The sequence below is a fragment of the Pseudomonas sp. GZD-209 genome (assembly GCF_049310485.1).
Lineage (GTDB): Bacteria > Pseudomonadota > Gammaproteobacteria > Pseudomonadales > Pseudomonadaceae > Aquipseudomonas > Aquipseudomonas sichuanensis.
This window is the reverse complement of the sequence record NZ_JBMOWQ010000107.1, coordinates 1-16,624: the sequence shown is the minus strand read 5'-3', so window position 1 is coordinate 16,624 and position 16,624 is coordinate 1. Positions and strand designations below refer to the sequence as shown.

Below are 16,624 nucleotides of genomic sequence, written 5' to 3'. Positions count from 1 at the left end.
GTGGATTAAAGTAGTGGTTACCCACAGGCCGCGTTTTCCTCAACAAAAAAGCGCGGTTATCAACGGAGCTGAAGGCGAGTTTTCCACAGAGCACAGGCGAGCGTTCGCCTGCCTGTTGATGAAAAGTTCAGGCGACGAACGGTCGTACAGCGAGGGATGAGGAAGGGGGATTACCGCAGGGTCCCCCGCAACAAGCGCCAGGCAGCGCTTGCCGGGGGAGCCGGGAAGGGATTACTTGCCGATGCAGAAGCTGGAGAAGATTCGCCCCAGCAGATCGTCCGAGCTGAATGCCCCGGTGATTTCACCCAGGGCTTGCTGAGCCTGACGCAGATCTTCGGCCAGCAACTCACCAGCGCCGGCAAGGGTCAGCTGAGCACGGCCATGTTCAAGATGGCTACTGGCGTGGCGCAGCGCTTCCAGGTGGCGACGGCGTGCGCTGAAGCTGCTTTCCGCAGTCTGTTCGTAGCCCATGCAGGCCTTGAGATGATCACGCAGCAAGTCCAGGCCCATGTCGCTGTCATTGGCACTCAGGGTGATGGTTGCATGCCCGTCGTCGCTCAGCTCCAGGCCAACCTGCTCGCCACTGAGGTCGGCCTTGTTGCGGATCAGCGTGACCTTGGATGGATCCGGGCGCTGATCGAGGAATTCTGGCCACAGGGCAAAAGGATCGCTGGCTTCAGGCGCCGTGGAGTCGACCACCAACAGCACCCGATCGGCCTCGTTGATGGCCTTCAACGCCCTCTCTACACCGATCTTTTCCACATGGTCATCGGTATCGCGCAGGCCTGCGGTGTCGACCACGTGCAGCGGCATGCCGTCGATGTGGATATGTTCACGCAGGATGTCCCGGGTGGTGCCGGCGATATCGGTGACGATCGCCGCTTCACGGCCGGCCAGCTGGTTGAGCAGGCTGGACTTGCCGGCGTTCGGCCGGCCAGCGATGACCACGGTCATGCCATCGCGCAGCAAGGCGCCCTGCCCGGCTTCGCGCTGCACTGTGGACAACTCGCTGCGCACATCATCGAGCATGCGCAACACATGGCCATCGGCGAGGAAGTCGATTTCCTCTTCCGGAAAGTCGATGGCGGCTTCGACATAGATACGCAAGGCAATCAGCGCCTCGGTCAGCCCATGCACACGCTTGGAGAACGCCCCCTGCAGCGAGCGCAAGGCGTTGCGCGCGGCCTGGGTAGAGCTCGCCTCGATCAGGTCGGCAATGGCCTCGGCCTGGGCCAGGTCGAGCTTGTCATTGAGGAAAGCACGCTCGCTGAACTCGCCCGGCCGCGCCAGGCGGCAGCCCAGTTGCAGGCAGCGCTGCAGCAGCATGTCCATTACCACGGGGCCGCCATGGCCCTGCAGCTCCAGCACATCCTCGCCGGTGAACGAATTCGGCCCGGGGAAGAACAACGCGATGCCCTCGTCCAGCACCAGGCCATCGGCATCGCGGAACGGGCCGTAGTGGGCGTGGCGCGGGGTCAGGCTGCGGCCGGTGATGGTCTGCCCGGCCTGGCTGGCCAACGGGCCGGACAAGCGGACGATACCGACACCGCCGCGGCCCTGGGCAGTGGCGATGGCGGCGATGGTTTCACGCACAGTATTCATGCTCGAAGCCTCTACAACGAATTCGAATGACAGATAGCAAAAACGCCCCACGAGGGGGCGTTTTTATTCACAGGCTAGCGTAGCGGCCTGTCAAGCGGCTGCGTTTTTGGCCGCGGCCTCGATACGGCGAGTGATGTACCACTGCTGGCTGATCGACAGGCAGTTGTTCACAACCCAGTACAGCACCAGGCCAGCCGGGAACCACAGGAAGAAGAAGGTGAAGATGATCGGCATCATTTTCATCACCTTGGCCTGCATCGGATCCGGCGGCGTCGGGTTCAGGCGCTGCTGGATGAACATGGTCGCGCCCATGATGATCGGCAGGATGAAGAACGGATCCTTGATCGACAGGTCGGTGATCCACAGCAGCCATGGGGCCTGGCGCATCTCGACGCTTTCCAGCAGTACCCAGTACAGGGCCAGGAACACCGGCATCTGCACCAGGATCGGCAGGCAGCCGCCCAGCGGGTTGATCTTCTCTTTCTTGTACAGCTCCATCATCGCCTGGGACATCTTCTGGCGATCGTCACCGAAGCGTTCCTTCAGTGCGGCAAGCTTCGGCGCCACGGCACGCATGCGCGCCATCGAGCGATAGCTGGCAGCCGACAGCGGGAAGAACAGGCCCTTGATGAGCATGGTCAGGACGATGATCGACCAGCCCCAGTTACCCAGCAGGCTGTGGATATGTTGCAGCAGCCAGAAGATCGGCTGGGCAATGAACCACAGGAAGCCGTAGTCGACGGTCAGTTCCAGGCCTGGGGACAACTCTTTGAGCTTGGACTGGATCTTCGGGCCGGCGTACAGCATGGCGCTGGTTTCGACCTTGCCGCCAGCAGGAACGCTGAGTGCCGGGCCGGTGTAACCGATGATGTAGTTGCCCTGGCTGTCCTTGCGGGTCTGGACGGCGTTGTTGTCGCCCTTGGCCGGGATCCAGGCGGTCACGAAGTAGTGCTGCAGCCAGGCTACCCAGCCGCCGGTCACATTTTCTTTCAAACTGCCCTTGTCGATGTCTTTCATCGACACTTTCTTGTACGGCTCGGCAGCTGTCCACAGGGCGGCGCCCAGGTAGGTAGCGGTGCCGGTGGCAGTGCTCGACGACGGGTCGCCGCTGGCATCGCGCTTGAGCTGGGCAAACAGGTTGCCGTTCCACGCCTGGCCGCTCTGGTTGTCGATCAGGTAGCTGACGGTCAGGTCGTACTCACCGCGCTTGAGGCTGAAGCGCTTGATGTAGTTGACGCCGTTCTCGCTGAACTTCAGGTCGACTACCAGTTGATCCTGGCCGTCGGCCAGCTGGAAGCTCTTCTGCTCCGCGGCATACAGCGGGCGACCGGTGGCACGGGCATCCGGGCCGTTGGCGCCGGTCAGGCCGCTTTGCGCCAGGTAGACACGCTCGCCACCGTTGTCGAACAGCTGGAACGGAATGTCCGGATGGTCCTGGCGGCGTGGGTATTTCGGCAGGGTCAGCTGGACGATGTCACCACCGACCGGGTCGATAGCCAGGTCCAGGACGTCGGTCTTGATCCGGATCAGGTCCTTGCTCAGTGCAACCGGAGCAAGTTCCGCAGGGCTGGATTCAGCATTGGCGCTCGGCACATCGGCGCTGGCGCCGGCGGTTCCGGCCGGGACGGTATCCGGCAGGGCCGGGGCAGCAGTGCTGGCAGCAGTATTCTGAGTCGGCAGGGCAGCCTGGCCATAGTCCTGGTTCCATTTCAGGACCATGACGTAGGACACGATTGCCAGGGCGACGATCAGGATCGTGCGTTTAATATCCATGATTACTCGGCTATCGAAGAAGTTCGGGAGGAAGGAGCTGGTGGAACGGGATCGAAACCGCCGTCGTTCCACGGATTACAACGCCCCAGGCGACGAACGGCCAGCCACCCACCACGCAACAGGCCATGGTTTTCGATGGCTTCGTATGCGTAACAGGAACAGCTGGGATAGAAACGACAGTGACTGGCCATCAGGGGGCTGATGGCGTAACGGTAGAACTGGATCGGAACGAGGGCCAGTTTACGCATTGTGACTGTCTACCCCTGCGGGATTGGCGTTGACCGCTGGAGAGGGCCGACTGCGAGCCAGTCGCTTCCAGAGCTTGCCAAAGTGTTGGTGCAATTCTGGGTTTTCCACTTCGCCCAACCCCTTGCGCGCGACGATCACGATATCCAAACCCGCCAACAGCTGCTGGTTCAGGCGGAACGAATCGCGCATCAGGCGTTTCAGGCGATTGCGTTGAACGGCGAGCTTGACGCTCTTTTTGCCGATCACCAGGCCGAGGCGTGGGTGATCGAGGCCGTTCTCGCGGGCAAGGATAAGCAGGTTTTTCCCTGGAACCTTGCCGGTTGGGGAGTCGAAGACCGCTTTGAAGTGTCGGGGTGTAAGCAGTCGCTTTTCCCGACTGAAGTCCTGACTCACCACCTGTGCCGAAAAATCAAATGGCCAGACGCTTACGGCCTTTGGCACGACGACGCGACAGAACGGCGCGGCCGTTCTTGGTGGCCATACGGGCACGGAAACCGTGGGTGCGTGCGCGCTTGATGGTGCTTGGTTGGAAAGTACGTTTCATGGCGTGTTACCTGGGTTGGTCGACAACGGGCCGGAAGGGCCCCCTTTTTAAGAGATCGGCGATTCTAGAGAAAGCAAGCCCATAGGTCAATTTCCAACCAGTCATTCCTTATGAAGGGTGCCCAGTGGTCAGCGGTCAGACCAGGTTAAAGGAAGGGCTTCCTACCAACGCTCAAAATGTAAAAAAAAAGAAAGGCATATAAAAAGCTTTTCTGAAGAACTTATAGATCTTAAGTGGATAACCTTCTGTGGATAACACGTCACAGCCCAATATTTTCAAGCTGTACAGAGATTTGAAACCTTGTCGGTAACAGGTGTCTTGTCTGTGCCTGGCCTGCGTACAACCTGTGCAGCAAAAGACCATTTATCCACAGGTGAATTATCCACAGGGCAGGACCCAGGGTTGTGCATAGCCCTCATGCAGCGTTATCCACAGGGCTTATTCACACCGCAAGATGATGTTTTGGTCGGATTTTGGCTTATTCACCGGGTCTGCATAGGGCCTCATATGTGGATAACTGACCGCCCGCCCGGTACAATGGCGGTTTGTTTTGCCTCATCCGGCTTTCAACTCAGGGGATATCCGTGTCAGTGGAACTTTGGCAGCAGTGCGTGGAGCTTCTGCGCGATGAACTGCCTGCCCAGCAATTCAACACCTGGATCCGTCCGCTACAGGTCGAAGCCGAAGGCGACGAGTTGCGCGTCTACGCGCCCAACCGCTTCGTGCTCGATTGGGTCAATGAAAAGTACCTGGGTCGTCTGCTCGAGCTGTTGGGCGAACACGGCAACGGCATTGCGCCGGCGCTTTCCTTGTTAATAGGTAGCCGTCGTAGTTCTGCTGCGCGGGCTGCCCCGAATGCGCCGGTGAGCGCTGCCGTCGCCGCAACCTTGGCGCAGCAGGCTCAGGTTCAGCCTGCCGCACCGATCGTGCTGCCGAGCGAGCCGGTCATGGCGCAGGTGGCCGAGCCGGTTGCCAGCGGTATTGAAGAGTCCGCTTCGCGCAACAGCTTCGACAGCATGGCTGAGCCCAGCGCGGCGCCTGCTGCAACGGGCCGCACCGAGCAACGTACGGTGCAGGTCGAAGGCGCGCTCAAGCACACCAGCTACCTGAACCGCACCTTCACCTTCGAAACCTTCGTGGAAGGTAAGTCGAACCAGTTGGCCCGTGCGGCTGCCTGGCAGGTCGCGGACAACCCCAAGCACGGCTACAACCCACTGTTCCTGTATGGCGGTGTCGGCCTGGGTAAAACGCACTTGATGCATGCTGTGGGTAACCACCTGCTGAAGAAGAACCCGAATGCCAAGGTCGTCTACCTGCATTCCGAGCGCTTCGTCGCCGACATGGTCAAGGCCTTGCAGCTGAACGCGATCAACGAATTCAAGCGCTTCTACCGTTCGGTCGATGCGCTGCTGATCGACGACATCCAGTTCTTCGCCCGCAAGGAGCGTTCGCAGGAAGAGTTTTTCCACACCTTCAATGCCCTGCTCGAGGGCGGTCAGCAGGTGATTCTCACCAGCGACCGCTACCCTAAAGAGATCGAAGGCCTGGAAGAGCGCCTGAAATCGCGCTTCGGTTGGGGCCTGACGGTGGCTGTCGAGCCGCCAGAGCTGGAAACCCGTGTGGCGATCCTGATGAAGAAGGCCGACCAGGCCAAGGTCGAGCTGCCGCATGATGCCGCGTTCTTCATCGCCCAGCGCATCCGTTCCAACGTGCGTGAACTCGAAGGCGCCTTGAAGCGGGTGATCGCTCACTCGCACTTCATGGGCCGCGATATCACCATCGAGCTGATTCGTGAATCGCTCAAGGATCTGCTGGCGCTGCAGGACAAACTGGTGAGTGTGGATAACATCCAGCGCACCGTGGCCGAGTACTACAAGATCAAAATCTCCGATCTGCTGTCCAAGCGCCGTTCGCGCTCGGTAGCGCGCCCGCGCCAGGTGGCCATGGCCCTGTCGAAGGAGCTGACCAACCACAGCTTGCCGGAAATCGGCGACATGTTTGGCGGCCGCGACCATACCACCGTGCTGCACGCCTGCCGCAAGATCAACGAATTGAAGGAATCCGACGCGGACATCCGCGAGGACTACAAGAACCTGCTGCGTACACTGACGACCTGATGACCGTCTGCGTAGCTAATTGAAGGCAAGGGACTAGACCATGCATTTCACCATTCAACGCGAAGCCCTGTTGAAACCCCTGCAACTGGTCGCAGGCGTCGTCGAGCGCCGCCAGACCTTGCCGGTCCTGTCCAACGTCCTGCTGGTCGTACAAGGCCAGCAGCTGTCGTTGACCGGTACCGACCTGGAAGTCGAACTGGTTGGCCGCGTTCAGCTGGAAGAGCCTGCCGAGCCGGGCGAGATCACTGTCCCGGCGCGCAAGCTGATGGACATCTGCAAGAGCCTGCCCAGCGATGCGCTGATCGACATCAAGGTCGACGAGCAGAAGCTGCTGGTCAAGGCCGGCCGTAGCCGCTTCACCCTGTCCACCCTGCCCGCCAATGACTTCCCGACCGTGGAAGAAGGCCCGGGCTCGCTGACCTGCAACCTGGAACAGAGCAAGCTGCGTCGCCTCATCGAGCGCACCAGCTTCGCCATGGCCCAGCAAGATGTGCGCTACTACCTCAACGGCATGCTGCTGGAAGTGTCGACCGACACCCTGCGCGCGGTAGCCACCGATGGCCACCGCCTGGCCCTGTGCGCCATGCAGGCGCCGATCGGCCAGGCCGAGCGTCACCAGGTCATCGTGCCTCGCAAAGGTATCCTTGAGCTGGCGCGCCTGCTCACCGACCCGGAAGGCATGGTCAGCATCGTCCTTGGCCAGCACCACATTCGCGCGACCACCGGTGAGTTCACCTTCACCTCCAAGCTGGTCGACGGCAAGTTCCCGGACTACGAGCGCGTGTTGCCAAAAGGCGGCGACAAGCTGGTGGTCGGCGATCGTCAGGCTCTGCGCGAGGCGTTCAGCCGCACCGCGATCCTGTCGAACGAGAAGTACCGTGGTATTCGCCTGCAACTGGCGGCTGGCCAGTTGAAGATCCAGGCCAACAACCCTGAGCAGGAAGAAGCGGAAGAAGAGATCAGCGTCGACTACAACGGCAGCTCGTTGGAGATCGGTTTCAACGTCAGCTACCTGCTGGACGTGCTGGGTGTCATGACCACTGAACAGGTGCGCCTGATTCTGTCGGACTCCAACAGCAGCGCCCTGGTACAGGAAGCCGGCAATGATGACTCGTCCTACGTTGTCATGCCGATGCGTCTGTAACTCGTAGCAGGCGAAATGTCCCTTCTACGTCTTTCGGTCACCGCGGTGCGCAACCTGCACCCGGTGACCCTCTCACCCTCCCCCCGCATCAACATCCTGTACGGCGACAATGGCAGCGGTAAAACCAGCGTGCTCGAAGCCGTGCACTTGCTTGGGCTGGCGCGCTCGTTCCGTAGCACGCGGCTGAACCCGGTCATTCAATACGAACAGCCCACCTGCACGGTCTTTGGCCAGGTAGAACTGGCTGAAGGTGGCACAAGCAACCTGGGTGTTTCTCGTGAACGCCAAGGTGATTTCACCATCCGCATTGACGGGCAGAACGCACGCAGCGCTGCGCAGCTTGCCGAAATGCTGCCCCTGCAGTTGATCAACCCCGACAGTTTCAGGTTGCTCGAAGGTGCTCCCAAGGTACGCCGGCAGTTCCTCGACTGGGGCGTGTTCCACGTGGAACCACGCTTCATGGCCACCTGGCAACGCCTGCAGAAGGCCCTGCGGCAGCGGAACTCATGGCTGCGGCATGGTACACTTGACGCCGTTTCGCAAGCCGCCTGGGATCGAGAGTTGTGTCTCGCCAGTGCGGAGATAGATGAATACCGTCGCAACTATATCAAGGCCTTGAAGCCCGTCTTCGAGCGAACCCTGAGCGAACTGGTCGAGCTGGAAGGGTTGACCCTGAGCTACTACCGAGGCTGGGACAAGGACCGGGAACTCAACGAAGTCCTCGCTACCTCTCTCCTTCGTGATCAGCAGATGGGCCATACCCAGGCCGGGCCACAGCGTGCTGATCTGCGCCTTCGATTGGGGGCAAACAACGCTGCCGACATCCTTTCGCGCGGGCAGCAGAAGCTGGTTGTCTGCGCCCTGCGAATTGCCCAGGGCCATCTGGTTAGCCAGGCTCGTCGCGGTCAGTGTATTTATCTGGTGGATGACTTGCCGTCCGAACTGGACGAGCAGCACCGCCGCGCACTGTGCCGCTTGCTTGAAGAATTGAACTGCCAGGTGTTCATCACCTGTGTAGACCACGAATTTCTGAGGGAAGGCTGGCAAACGGAAACGCCAGTCGCTTTGTTCCACGTGGAACAGGGCCGTATCACCCAGACCCACGACCATCGGGAGTGAAGGCATGAGCGAAAATCAAACGTACGACTCCTCCAGCATTAAAGTGCTGAAAGGGCTGGATGCCGTACGCAAGCGTCCCGGCATGTACATTGGCGACACCGATGACGGCAGCGGCCTGCACCACATGGTGTTCGAGGTGGTCGACAACTCCATCGACGAGGCCCTGGCCGGGCACTGCGATGACATCACCGTCATCATTCACACCGACGAATCCATCAGTGTCCGCGACAACGGCCGTGGTATCCCGGTCGACGTGCACAAAGAAGAAGGCGTGTCGGCAGCCGAGGTCATCATGACCGTGCTGCACGCTGGCGGTAAGTTCGACGACAACTCCTATAAGGTCTCCGGCGGTCTGCACGGTGTAGGTGTTTCCGTGGTGAACGCGCTGTCCGAGAAACTGGTGCTCACCGTTCGCCGCAGCGGCAAGATCTGGGAACAGACCTACGTTCATGGTGTGCCACAGGCACCGATGGCCGTGGTCGGTGAAAGCGAATCCACCGGTACCCACATCCACTTCAAGCCTTCGGCTGAAACCTTCAAGAACATCCACTTCAGCTGGGACATTCTCGCCAAGCGTATTCGCGAACTGTCCTTCCTGAACTCCGGCGTTGGCATCCTGCTCAAGGATGAACGCAGCGGCAAGGAAGAGTTCTTCAAATACGAAGGCGGCCTGCGCGCATTCGTCGAGTACCTGAACACCAACAAGACCCCGGTCAACTCCCAGGTCTTCCACTTCAACGTCCAGCGTGAAGATGGTGTCGGTGTCGAAGTCGCCCTGCAGTGGAACGACAGCTTCAACGAAAACCTGCTGTGCTTCACCAACAACATCCCGCAGCGCGATGGTGGTACCCACCTGGTCGGCTTCCGCTCCTCGCTCACCCGTAGCCTCAACAGCTACATCGAGCAGGAAGGCCTGGCCAAGAAGAACAAGGTCGCCACCACCGGTGACGACGCCCGCGAAGGCCTGACCGCGATCATCTCGGTCAAGGTGCCGGACCCCAAGTTCAGCTCGCAGACCAAGGACAAGCTGGTTTCCTCGGAGGTGAAAACCGCCGTGGAGCAAGAGATGAACAAGTACTTCGCTGACTTCCTGTTGGAGAACCCCAACGAAGCCAAGGCCGTTGTCGGCAAGATGATCGACGCTGCCCGTGCCCGTGAAGCCGCGCGCAAGGCCCGTGAGATGACCCGCCGCAAAGGCGCGCTGGACATCGCCGGCCTGCCGGGCAAACTGGCCGACTGCCAGGAGAAGGACCCTGCCCTCTCCGAACTGTACCTGGTGGAGGGTGACTCCGCAGGTGGTTCGGCCAAGCAAGGCCGCAACCGTCGCACCCAGGCGATCCTGCCGCTCAAGGGCAAGATCCTCAACGTCGAGAAAGCTCGCTTCGACAAGATGATCTCGTCGCAAGAGGTCGGTACCTTGATCACCGCCCTGGGCTGTGGCATCGGCCGCGAAGAGTACAACATCGACAAGTTGCGCTATCACAACATCATCATCATGACCGATGCTGACGTCGACGGTTCGCACATCCGTACCCTGCTGCTGACCTTCTTCTTCCGTCAGCTGCCAGAGCTGGTGGAGCGTGGCTACATCTACATCGCCCAGCCGCCGCTGTACAAGGTGAAGAAAGGCAAGCAGGAGCAGTACATCAAGGACGACGAGGCCATGGAAGAGTACATGACCCAGTCGGCCCTGGAAGATGCCAGCCTGCACCTGGACGAGTCGGCACCTGCCGTTTCGGGCGTACAGCTCGAATCGCTGGTGAACGAATTCCGCGCCGTGATGAAGACACTCAAGCGCCTGTCGCGCCTGTACCCGGAAGAGCTGACCGAGCACTTCATCTACCTGCCAAAAGTCACCCTCGAGCAACTGGCTGACAAGGCACAGATGGACGAGTGGTTGAACGCATTCCAGCTGCGCCTGGACAACAGCCAGCGTTCCGGTTTGGCGTACAAGGCTGCCTTGCACGAAGACAAGGAACGTAATATCTGGCTGCCGGTGGTGGAAACCACCTCCCACGGCCTGGCCAGCTACGTGACCTTCAACCGTGATTTCTTCGGCAGCAATGACTACCGCAGTGTCGTCACCCTCGGTGAAAACCTCAGTACCTTGTTGGGTGAGGGTGCCTACGTCAAACGTGGCGAGCGTCGCAAGTCGATCACCGAGTTCAAGGAAGCGCTCGACTGGCTGATGAACGAAAGCACCAAGCGCCACACCATCCAGCGATACAAAGGGCTGGGTGAGATGAACCCTGACCAGCTGTGGGAAACCACCATGGACCCGACCGTGCGCCGCATGCTCAAGGTCACCATTGAAGATGCGATCGCCGCTGACCAGCTGTTCAACACCTTGATGGGTGATGCGGTCGAACCGCGTCGTGAGTTCATTGAGAGCAACGCGCTGTCGGTGTCCAACCTGGACTTCTGATCCAGCTGACTGCGCGATATCCGAAAAGGCCAACCCATTTGGGTTGGCCTTTTTCGTTCCCCGTGGAACAGGATCCTACGGCTCTGATCCCTGGACAGTGTTCCACGTGGAACGCTTCAAAGTCCCAAGGCTTTGAGACGCCGATAAAGCGTGCGTTCGCTCATGCCCAGATGCGCTGCGAGCTCGCTTCGAGACCCTCTGAAGGTTTCCAGCGCATGGGCCAACTGCGGCATTTCATGTTTCCCGCGGCCACGCAAAGCCTGGTGATCAACCACCGGGTGGAGGCCCTCGGGAAGATGTTCGGGGCGGATCAGGCCGTCATCGGCGAACAGGCGAGCCCGCTCCAGGATATTTCGCAGCTCGCGAATATTACCGGGGAAGCTATGCAGGCTGAGTCGTTCAAGTGCTTCATCGGTTACCTTGGGCGACTGCTTGCCCGCCATCCTTTGCAACAGGCTTTCACAGAGCAAAGGCAAGTCTTCAGCCCGCTCGCGCAAGGCCGGTAACCGGATCGGGAAACCGCTGATGCGGTAATACAGGTCTTCCCGGAATGTGCCACTAGCAGCCATTTCCTTGAGTGGCTTGTGGGTTGCCGAGACCAGACGAAAATCCGAATGCACCGTGCGCGTGCTGCCGACCGGGCGGAAACTGCCGGACTCGATCAACCGCAGCAGTTTCACCTGCATGGCCAGCGGCACTTCGCCGATTTCGTCAAGGAACAGGGTGCCGCCATGGGCCGCTTCAGCCAGGCCGATCTTGCGTTGAGTAGCGCCTGTGAAGGCGCCCTTCTCATAGCCGAACAATTCGCTCTCGAACAAAGACTCGGTCAAACCCGTACAGTCCACCACTACCAACGGCCCGTTGGCTCGCGGGCTTCCCAGGTGTAACGCGCGGGCGAACAGCTCCTTGCCGGTACCAGACTCACCCTGCAGCAACACCGGGATCTGCGCCGGCGCCGCCCGTTGCAAGCTGGCGACCGCCGCTTTGAAAGCCGCTGCGCGACCCACCAGGCCCTGCTCCTGCGGTTGTGCCGACGCCAGGGTTACGCTGGTCAGTCGCTCGACGAAGGCCACCACCCTACCCTGATCGTCGAGGATCGGCCTCAGCTCCACATCCACATGTTCCGGTCCGCGAGGCGTGTGGTGGATATGCAGCACACGCTCGGGGACTTTGCTGTCCAGCGATTTGCGCAGCGGGCAGTGCTCACCGGCCTGGTCGCAGGGCACTGCGTAGTGGTGCGAGACTCGGTGGCATTTCTCGCCCACAGGCGCATGATCGTCGCTGCCGAACTGACGTCGGTAAGCAGCATTGGCGGCAAGGATGTTGTAGTCGGTGTCCAGGATGATGCTAGGGAGCACATCGTGTTCGAGGTAGGACACCAGCGCGAGAATCGCGGGATGGGAAGCGGCAAGCATGACAGCACCAGATAAAAGACCCGCCGAGCGTAGCAAGGACTGCCAATCACTGCCATTGGCTGACAGTCGACTGCCAGCAACTGTCACCTTTGCCTGCGGGGCGCGCCGCTTTCGCGCAGGCTGTCCCGACGCAACGCCGCAGTTACGGGGCAGCGCGCCTATCAGAAAGGCATGGCATGCATCTTGATAAAGCACCGTTCACTGCCTAAGCCTTCAAGGAGGCACGGTGGATAACTGGAGAGCGCAATGATCATCGGCAACAACCTTCATGTTGAAGCATTCTTCGACAAGACCACCTCGACCATCAGTTACCTGGTGATGGACGGCGAGACGCGTCAGTGTGCGTTGATCGACAGCGTGCTCGACTACGACCCAAAGTCCGGGCGCACCTGCACGGCGTCCGCGGACCAATTGATTGCCCGCGTGAATGAGCTGGGCGCCAAGGTTCAGTGGATCCTGGAAACCCACGTGCATGCCGACCACTTGTCTGCGGCGGCCTACCTCAAGGAAAAACTTGGCGGCCATACCGGCATCGGTGCGCTGATCACCCAGGTGCAGAAAGTGTTCGGCACCCTGTTCAACGCCGAGCCCGGGTTCGCCCGCGACGGCAGCCAGTTCGATGTGCTGTTCGTCGATGAGGAAGGCTTTCGCATCGGCAACCTGCATGCCCGCGCCTTGCACACCCCCGGGCATACGCCGGCCTGCATGAGCTACATGGTCCAGGACGCCGGCGAGACCGCCGTGTTCGTTGGCGACACTCTGTTCACGCCCGACTACGGCACTGCCCGTTGCGACTTCCCCGGCGCCAGCGCGACCACCTTGTACCAGTCGATCCGTCGGCTGCTGGCCTTCCCTGACCAGACGCAGTTGTTCATGTGCCACGACTACCTGCCGGGCGGCCGTGAGCTGCGCTACGTCACCACGGTGGCCGAGCAACGTGCCGACAACATTCATATTCATGAAGGCGTCAGCAAGGACAGCTTCGTGGCGATGCGCGAAGCCCGTGACAAGACCCTCGACATGCCCGTGCTGATCCTGCCATCGGTACAGATCAACATGCGCAGCGGCCAGTATCCCGAGCCCGAGGAAAACGGCGTGAGCTACTTGAAGATCCCGCTGAACAAACTGTAAAGCGCATCACCTACATAACGAGATTCAAAGGAACACCGCCATGCCTGCCTTGCTGTCCCCTGCTGATTCATCCCCTGCCGACCATCACAAAGTGGTGATCGTCGGTGCCGGTGCCGCCGGTATCGCCACCGCCTCGAGCTTGATCGCCCGCGACCCGTCACTGGATATCGCCTTGATCGACCCTGCCGATGTGCACTACTACCAGCCTGGCTGGACCATGGTCGGCGCCGGTGTGTTCAAGGCACCGAGCACCGCCCACACCATGGCCGCCACCCTGCCCCGTGGAGTGCGCTGGATCAAGGCGCGGGTCGAAGGCTTCGACCCGCATGGGCAACTGGTCATGCTCGAAGGTGGTCGAGCCGTCAGTTACGAACAGCTGGTGGTGTGCCCAGGCCTCAAGCTCGACTGGAGCGCCATCGAAGGCCTGAGCGAGACGCTCGGCCGCAACGGTGTTACGTCCAACTACCGCTACGACCTGGCGCCCTACACCTGGGAGCTGGTGCAGACGCTCAAGCAAGGCCGTGCCCTGTTCACCCAGCCGCCGATGCCGATCAAATGCGCGGGTGCGCCACAGAAGGCCCTGTACCTGTCGTGCGATCACTGGTTGCGCAATGGCCGGCTCGGCAATGTCAGGGCCAGCTTCTTCAACGCCGGCGCCGTGCTGTTCGGCGTGCCGGACTACGTGCCGGCCTTGATGAGCTACATCGACAAGTACGGCGTCGACCTCAACTATCAGCATCGCCTGACAGCGGTAGATGGCCCGAACAAGCGCGCCACGTTCGTGCGCACACTGCCGGATGGCAGCAGCGAAACCCGCGTCGAAGCCTTCGACATGTTGCACGTGGTGCCGCCGCAAGTGGCGCCGGACTTCATCCGCCAGAGCCCGCTGGCCGATGCCACTGGCTGGGTGGATGTCGACCCGAACACCCTGCGCCACCGCCAGTTCGGCAATATCCACGCCTTGGGCGACGTGGCCAACACCAGTAATGCCAAGACTGCCGCCGCTGCCCGCAAGCAGGCACCGGTGGTGGCCAACAACGTGCTGGTGGCCCTTGGTCGCTTGCCGGCCTTGGCGCAATACGACGGCTATGGTTCCTGCCCGCTGACGGTGGAGCGCGGCAAGATCGTCCTGGCCGAGTTCACCTATGGCGGCAAAGTGGCGCCGAGCTTCCCGCGCTGGTTGCTCGACGGGCGCAAGCCGACCCGGCTGGCCTGGCTGTTGAAAGCGCAGATCCTGCCGCCGCTGTACTGGAAGGCCATGCTCAAGGGCCGTGAATGGATGGCGCGGCCGCAGCCGCTGGTGGTCGAGGCGCAGCAGTGATCGAACAGCAGCTGCTGGGCGCCGGGCTCGGCGCAATCATTGGCGCGGTGCTGGCACTGACCGGCGCCGGTGGTGGCATCCTCGCGGTGCCGCTGCTGGTGTTCGGCTTGGGCCTGAGCATGGTCGAGGCGGCGCCGATCGGCCTGCTCGCCGTTGGCCTGGCGGCGGCGGTGGGCGCCCTGCTCGGCTTGCGCGAAGGGCTGGTACGTTATCGCGCCGCCCTGTTCATCGCCCTGATCGGCATCGCCGCCGCACCCTTTGGCCTGATGCTCGCCCATCAATTGCCCAATACACCCTTGGCCCTGGTGTTCGCCGGGGTGCTGGTTTACGCCTGCCTGCGCATCTGGCGCAAGGCGGCCAGGCAACTGCGCGGCGACGCCAATGACGCCCATCGTTTCATCGAGCCCTGCGTGCTCAACCCCTTGCAAGGCCGCTTGCGCTGGACCCTGCCCTGCGCCAGGGCCCTGGCCTTTACTGGGCTGATGTCGGGGTTGCTGTCCGGCCTGCTGGGCGTGGGCGGTGGTTTCGTGATCATCCCGGCGTTGAACCGCTACACCAACCTGCGCATGACCAGCATCGTCGCCACCTCGCTGGCGGTGATCGCCCTGGTGTCCACCGGTAGCGTGGTGAGCGCCAGCGTGGCCGGTGTGATGCACTGGCAGGTGGGTGTGCCCTTCGCCATCGGTGCGGTCATCGGCCTGCTGCTGGCGCGGCCGCTCGCCGCCCGCATCGCCGGCCCACGCCTGCAGCAGCTTTTCGCCGTGGCGGGCTGGGCGGCTGCGCTGCTACTGGCCGGCAAGGCGCTACTCGGCTAGCAGCTCATCCTGCTCGGCGGCGCACAGCGCCAGCAGGTAATCCCACACCACCCGCAGGCGCACCGACTTGTGCAGTTCGCGGCGGGTGCAGATCCAGTAGCTGCGCTGGATGGTTTCGCTGGGCAGCACCCGCACCAGCTTCGGGTCGTGGCGGGCCATGTAGTTGGGCAGCACGGCGATGCCCAGCCCGGCCTGGGCGGCATGCTGCTGGGCGATCACGCTGGTGCTGCGAAACGCTACGCTGGGTGTGCGGCAGAAGCTGTTGAGGAACAGCAGTTCCTGGCTGAACAACAAGTCGTCGACGTAACCGATCCAGCTGTGCCGGGCCAGGTCTTCGCGGTTGCGCAAGGGCGGTGCGCGGTCCAGGTAGGCTTGGCTGGCGTACAGCGCCAGGCGGTAGTCGGTGAGCTTGCGGGTGATCAGCAGGTCGGCGTTGGGGCGCTCCAGGTGGATGCTGATTTCGGCCTCGCGATTGAGGATGCTGACGAAGCGCGGCACTGCCACCAGCTCCACTTCCAGCCCCGGGTAGCGCTCGAACAACGCGTTCATGCGCGGGGTGAAGAACATGATGCCGATGCCTTCGGTGACCCCCAGGCGAATCTTGCCCAGGGGGGTGATGGCCTGGGTGATTTCCTCCTGCGCCAGCAGGGCGACGTTCTCCATGGCCTCGGCGTGCTTGAGCAGTGCCTGGCCGGAGGGGGTGAGGTCGTAGCCTTGGGCGTGCTGGACGAACAGCGCCGTGCCCAGGCTTTTCTCGATGCTCTCGATATGCCGGGCCACGGTGCTGTGGGTGGTGTTGAGGCGCTTGGCGGCGGTCAGCAGCCGGCCGCTGCGCTGCAACTCGAGGAAAAACCGCAGATCGTTCCAGTCGAACATCGAGCATCCTTGTACATGCATTCTGAGGCCCTATCGCGGGGCAAGCCCGATCCCACGCTCTGCTCGCCCCCCCGGGGGAGGGTGGGGGGCTTC

Annotated in this window: 14 protein-coding genes; 7 read left to right on the top strand and 7 right to left on the bottom strand. The window is 61.5% G+C overall.

Features of this window, described 5'->3' with window-relative positions; translation table 11 throughout:
- Nucleotides 1-231: 231 nt before the first annotated feature.
- The 5 genes from mnmE to rpmH all read right to left on the bottom strand — a co-directional run bounded on the left by mnmE (nucleotide 232) and on the right by rpmH (nucleotide 4,168).
- Complete coding sequence (mnmE, locus tag ACO6VM_RS13490) at nucleotides 232-1,602, bottom strand: tRNA uridine-5-carboxymethylaminomethyl(34) synthesis GTPase MnmE (protein ID WP_390970126.1); 1,371 nt, start codon at nucleotides 1,600-1,602, stop codon at nucleotides 232-234.
- 90 nt (nucleotides 1,603-1,692) lie between these two features.
- Nucleotides 1,693-3,375, bottom strand: coding sequence for a membrane protein insertase YidC (gene yidC / locus ACO6VM_RS13485; RefSeq protein WP_401055958.1), 1,683 nt, complete (start codon nucleotides 3,373-3,375; stop codon nucleotides 1,693-1,695).
- A 2-nt stretch (nucleotides 3,376-3,377) separates the two neighbouring features.
- Nucleotides 3,378-3,623: a membrane protein insertion efficiency factor YidD gene (gene yidD, locus ACO6VM_RS13480; protein WP_101322785.1), complete on the bottom strand. Its 246-nt coding sequence runs from the start codon at nucleotides 3,621-3,623 to the stop codon at nucleotides 3,378-3,380.
- Nucleotides 3,616-4,020: a ribonuclease P protein component gene (gene rnpA / locus ACO6VM_RS13475; protein ID WP_110994058.1), complete on the bottom strand. Its 405-nt coding sequence runs from the start codon at nucleotides 4,018-4,020 to the stop codon at nucleotides 3,616-3,618. The genes yidD and rnpA overlap by 8 nt, the downstream gene beginning before the upstream one ends.
- 13 nt (nucleotides 4,021-4,033) lie before the next feature.
- A complete protein-coding gene (rpmH, locus tag ACO6VM_RS13470; protein WP_003253163.1) occupies nucleotides 4,034-4,168 on the bottom strand; it encodes a 50S ribosomal protein L34 in 135 nt (44 codons plus the stop codon).
- 584 nt (nucleotides 4,169-4,752) lie between these two features.
- Here rpmH and dnaA point away from each other — a divergent pair.
- Genes dnaA through gyrB form a run of 4 tightly spaced genes read left to right on the top strand, consistent with a single transcriptional unit; the run spans nucleotide 4,753 to nucleotide 10,973 of the window.
- Complete coding sequence (gene dnaA, locus ACO6VM_RS13465) at nucleotides 4,753-6,285, top strand: chromosomal replication initiator protein DnaA (RefSeq protein ID WP_347150385.1); 1,533 nt, start codon at nucleotides 4,753-4,755, stop codon at nucleotides 6,283-6,285.
- Nucleotides 6,286-6,325: 40 nt separating this feature from the next.
- Nucleotides 6,326-7,429: a DNA polymerase III subunit beta gene (gene dnaN / locus ACO6VM_RS13460; protein ID WP_153786809.1), complete on the top strand. Its 1,104-nt coding sequence runs from the start codon at nucleotides 6,326-6,328 to the stop codon at nucleotides 7,427-7,429.
- Between the two features lie 15 nt (nucleotides 7,430-7,444).
- On the top strand, nucleotides 7,445-8,548 hold the full coding sequence (gene recF / locus ACO6VM_RS13455) for a DNA replication/repair protein RecF (RefSeq protein WP_110994061.1): 1,104 nt from the start codon (nucleotides 7,445-7,447) through the stop codon (nucleotides 8,546-8,548).
- A 4-nt stretch (nucleotides 8,549-8,552) separates the two neighbouring features.
- Nucleotides 8,553-10,973, top strand: coding sequence for a DNA topoisomerase (ATP-hydrolyzing) subunit B (gyrB, locus tag ACO6VM_RS13450; protein WP_422403418.1), 2,421 nt, complete (start codon nucleotides 8,553-8,555; stop codon nucleotides 10,971-10,973).
- 116 nt (nucleotides 10,974-11,089) lie between these two features.
- On the opposite strand, the gene ACO6VM_RS13445 is transcribed toward gyrB, so the two are convergent.
- On the bottom strand, nucleotides 11,090-12,388 hold the full coding sequence (locus ACO6VM_RS13445) for a sigma-54 interaction domain-containing protein (protein ID WP_422403417.1): 1,299 nt from the start codon (nucleotides 12,386-12,388) through the stop codon (nucleotides 11,090-11,092).
- Between the two features lie 246 nt (nucleotides 12,389-12,634).
- Here ACO6VM_RS13445 and ACO6VM_RS13440 point away from each other — a divergent pair, with 246 nt between their 5' ends.
- The 3 genes from ACO6VM_RS13440 to ACO6VM_RS13430 are packed head-to-tail and all read left to right on the top strand — an operon-like array spanning nucleotide 12,635 to nucleotide 15,655.
- A complete protein-coding gene (locus ACO6VM_RS13440) occupies nucleotides 12,635-13,519 on the top strand; it encodes an MBL fold metallo-hydrolase (RefSeq protein WP_422403416.1) in 885 nt (294 codons plus the stop codon).
- A 40-nt stretch (nucleotides 13,520-13,559) separates the two neighbouring features.
- Nucleotides 13,560-14,840, top strand: a complete 1,281-nt coding sequence (locus ACO6VM_RS13435) for an NAD(P)/FAD-dependent oxidoreductase (protein ID WP_422403415.1) — start codon at nucleotides 13,560-13,562, stop codon at nucleotides 14,838-14,840.
- On the top strand, nucleotides 14,837-15,655 hold the full coding sequence (locus ACO6VM_RS13430; protein WP_422403414.1) for a sulfite exporter TauE/SafE family protein: 819 nt from the start codon (nucleotides 14,837-14,839) through the stop codon (nucleotides 15,653-15,655). Before ACO6VM_RS13435 ends, ACO6VM_RS13430 begins: the two co-directional genes overlap by 4 nt.
- Here the strand turns inward: ACO6VM_RS13430 and ACO6VM_RS13425 are convergent.
- On the bottom strand, nucleotides 15,644-16,531 hold the full coding sequence (locus ACO6VM_RS13425; RefSeq protein WP_153786817.1) for a LysR family transcriptional regulator: 888 nt from the start codon (nucleotides 16,529-16,531) through the stop codon (nucleotides 15,644-15,646). The genes ACO6VM_RS13430 and ACO6VM_RS13425 overlap by 12 nt on opposite strands.
- Nucleotides 16,532-16,624 lie beyond the last annotated feature (93 nt).

What these genes read in the sequence shown, in the direction of transcription:
- dnaN (WP_153786809.1), top strand. Translation starts at nt 6,326, where the DNA reads ATGCATTTCACCATTCAACGCGAAGCCCTGTTGAAACCCCTGCAACTG.
- yidD (WP_101322785.1), bottom strand. Translation starts at nt 3,623, where the DNA reads ATGCGTAAACTGGCCCTCGTTCCGATCCAGTTCTACCGTTACGCCATC.
- ACO6VM_RS13440 (WP_422403416.1), top strand. Translation starts at nt 12,635, where the DNA reads ATGATCATCGGCAACAACCTTCATGTTGAAGCATTCTTCGACAAGACC.
- gyrB (WP_422403418.1), top strand. Translation starts at nt 8,553, where the DNA reads ATGAGCGAAAATCAAACGTACGACTCCTCCAGCATTAAAGTGCTGAAA.
- ACO6VM_RS13425 (WP_153786817.1), bottom strand. Translation starts at nt 16,531, where the DNA reads ATGTTCGACTGGAACGATCTGCGGTTTTTCCTCGAGTTGCAGCGCAGC.
- yidC (WP_401055958.1), bottom strand. Translation starts at nt 3,375, where the DNA reads ATGGATATTAAACGCACGATCCTGATCGTCGCCCTGGCAATCGTGTCC.
- rpmH (WP_003253163.1), bottom strand. Translation starts at nt 4,168, where the DNA reads ATGAAACGTACTTTCCAACCAAGCACCATCAAGCGCGCACGCACCCAC.
- ACO6VM_RS13435 (WP_422403415.1), top strand. Translation starts at nt 13,560, where the DNA reads ATGCCTGCCTTGCTGTCCCCTGCTGATTCATCCCCTGCCGACCATCAC.
- mnmE (WP_390970126.1), bottom strand. Translation starts at nt 1,602, where the DNA reads ATGAATACTGTGCGTGAAACCATCGCCGCCATCGCCACTGCCCAGGGC.
- ACO6VM_RS13445 (WP_422403417.1), bottom strand. Translation starts at nt 12,388, where the DNA reads ATGCTTGCCGCTTCCCATCCCGCGATTCTCGCGCTGGTGTCCTACCTC.
- recF (WP_110994061.1), top strand. Translation starts at nt 7,445, where the DNA reads ATGTCCCTTCTACGTCTTTCGGTCACCGCGGTGCGCAACCTGCACCCG.